Here is a 2,534-nt window from a genome sequence, read left to right on the forward strand (position 1 = left end):
TTGCGGTGCTCGATCATCACGCCCTTGGGCAGACCGGTGGAGCCGGAGGTGTAGATCACATAGGCCAGGTGCGACGAGGTCAGTTCCGGAACCTGGGGATTGGGAGCCGCCTCATCCTGCCAGGTGCCCTTGTCGAGGTCGATCAACGGCACCCTCGTCTCGCCCAGCAAGCGGCGCGTGGCCCCTTGCACCAGGATCGCCGCCGGTGTGCTGTCCTCCAGCATGTAGACGATCCGTTCCGTCGGATAAGCCGGATCCAGCGGTACGTAACCGCCCCCTGCCTTGAGGATCGCCAACAGGCCCACCACCATGTCAAGGCCGCGCTCGACGCAGATCGCGACTCGGGAATCGGGCTGCACCCCCTGCTTGCGCAGGTGATGGGCCAGACGATTGGCGAGCCCGTTGAGCTCACGGTAGTTGAGACGCTGCTGGCCATGGCGCACCGCCAGGGCATCCGGCGTGCGCCGTACCTGCTCTTCGAACAATCCATGGATCGTCTGCTGCGCAGGATATTCAGCCGCGGTGACATTGAAGGTCACCAGCAGTCGCTCGCGTTCGTCGACCGGCACGATGGGCACGTCACGCAATGCCGAGTCGGGGGCCTGTTCCAGGGCGCTCACCAGTCCTTCCAGCGCGGTGTGCATGTAGTCGCAGACACGTCGGGCGCCCACCTGGGCCACCGCCTGGGCCGTGAGCATGAAGCCCTCGCCCAGGTCATCCACCGACAGCATCAATGGATAGTTGGTCCGCTCTTCCATGCTCAGGGTCTGGATGCCATGCCAGGCCGCGATGGCCGGCTCGGACGGCGTTTCAGCCGCGCTGTGCCGGTAGTTCAGCAAGGCGCTGAACAGCGGCAGCGAGGCCGGGACGCCACTGCAGCGCTGGGCCAGGGACAAGGACGCATGCTCATGGCCCAACAGGGCCGATAGCCGTGCGTGAGTCGCCTTGACCCCGGCACGCACGCCCTGGGCGCCCACGCTGATGCGCAACGGCAAGGTATTGATGAACATGCCCAGGGCGCGGTCGGCCCCTTCGCCGCCCTGCATCCGGCCCATCAGGACGGTACCGAACACCACCTCTTCGCGGCCCGAGACACGCCCCACCACCTGGGCCCAGGCCAGGTGGACCAGGCTCGCCGCGCTCACACCGAGCTGACGGGCCTGGGTCCGCAGGCGCCGGGCCAGCGCCGCTTCCACGTGCTGCTGCCCTTCTTCGATGCCACTGCCATCGCCCTGCACATCCTGCAGGCCGAACGGCAGCGTCGGCTCGTCGATGTCCCCCAGCATGTCATGGAAGAACGCTTCGTGTTGCTCGCGACTCACACCCAGACGGGCCTGTGCCACGTGATTGCGATACGGCACGGCCGCCGCCAGTTGCTCCGACTGGCCCAGCAGGCTGGCCTGCATTTCGTGCACCACCACCTCAAGGGCGGTGTGGTCCAGGGCCATGTGGTGGAACAGCAGCATGCCCACCCAGCGCTGGTTCGCCAGGTCCTGGGCATAGGCCACTCGCATCAACGGCGCCTGAGCGATGTCGAGACGGTAATGCCGAGGGTCGAAACGCGCCTGCAACTGCTGCACGACGTCGCCCGAAGCCGGGTCCACCTCGACCTCTTCGAGGGCCAGGGTAGCGTGTCGCCAGACCACTTGCACCGGGGCCGGCAGGCCTTGCCAGAGCACGCTGGTACGCAGGATATCGTTGCGCGACACCACGCTTTGCAAGGCATGGGCAAAGGCTTGCAAGCGCTCGCGGTTGTCGAAGCCGAACATCACCTGCAACACGTAGGGATCGCCCTGCTCCGCGGCCAGGTGATGGTAAAGAATGCCTTCCTGCAACGGCGCCAGGGCGTAGATGTCCTGCACGTTGGCCACGCCTCCCGGCACCGTCGCCACGATGCGGTCGATGGCCTCCTGGTCCAGGTCGGCCAGGGGCAGCATGTCCGGGGTGATGCGGGTGCAGTTCTGCGCGATCAGGTTGGCCGGCACCACGATCTGCCGAGCATCGCTCACGGCAGCAGCCAGGGCCGCCAGGGTCGGTTGGCCGAACAGCACGCGCACATCGGCCGCCAGTTCAATCTGGCGCATGCGCTCGATCAGTTTCACCGCCAGCAGGGAATGGCCCCCCAGTTCGAAGAAATGGTCGTGACGCCCCACTTGTTCGACCTTGAGCAGGTCCTGCCAGATCCGGGCGATGGCGATCTCCACTTCACCTTGCGGGGCCTCGTATTCGCGACTGATCAGGGCCGAGCGATCCGGCGCCGGCAACGCCTTGCGGTCGAGCTTGCCGTTGGTGGTCAACGGGAAGGCATCGAGCATCACGAAGGCGCCTGGCACCATGTAGTCCGCCAAGGAGCCCAGCAGTGCGGCGCGCAACCCGGCTGCCGTGGGCGACTCGCCTTCTTCGGCGATCACATAGGCCACCAGGCGCTTGTCCCCCGGTTCGTCCTCGCGCGCGATGACCACCGCTTCGCGGACGCCTTGGCACGCGGCCAGCCTGGCCTCGATCTCCCCCAGTTCGATGCGGAAGCCACGGAT

General features: G+C 66.5%; 1 protein-coding gene. It reads right to left on the reverse strand.

The features are described 5' to 3' along the window. Window positions 1-2,534, reverse strand: a 2,534-nt coding sequence (locus tag BT179_RS26260; RefSeq protein ID WP_143148746.1) for an AMP-binding protein, incomplete at both ends; no start/stop codon positions are given.

Origin of the sequence: Pseudomonas sp. NFACC43 (assembly GCF_900119645.1) — a bacterium.
Taxonomy (GTDB): Bacteria; Pseudomonadota; Gammaproteobacteria; order Pseudomonadales; family Pseudomonadaceae; genus Aquipseudomonas.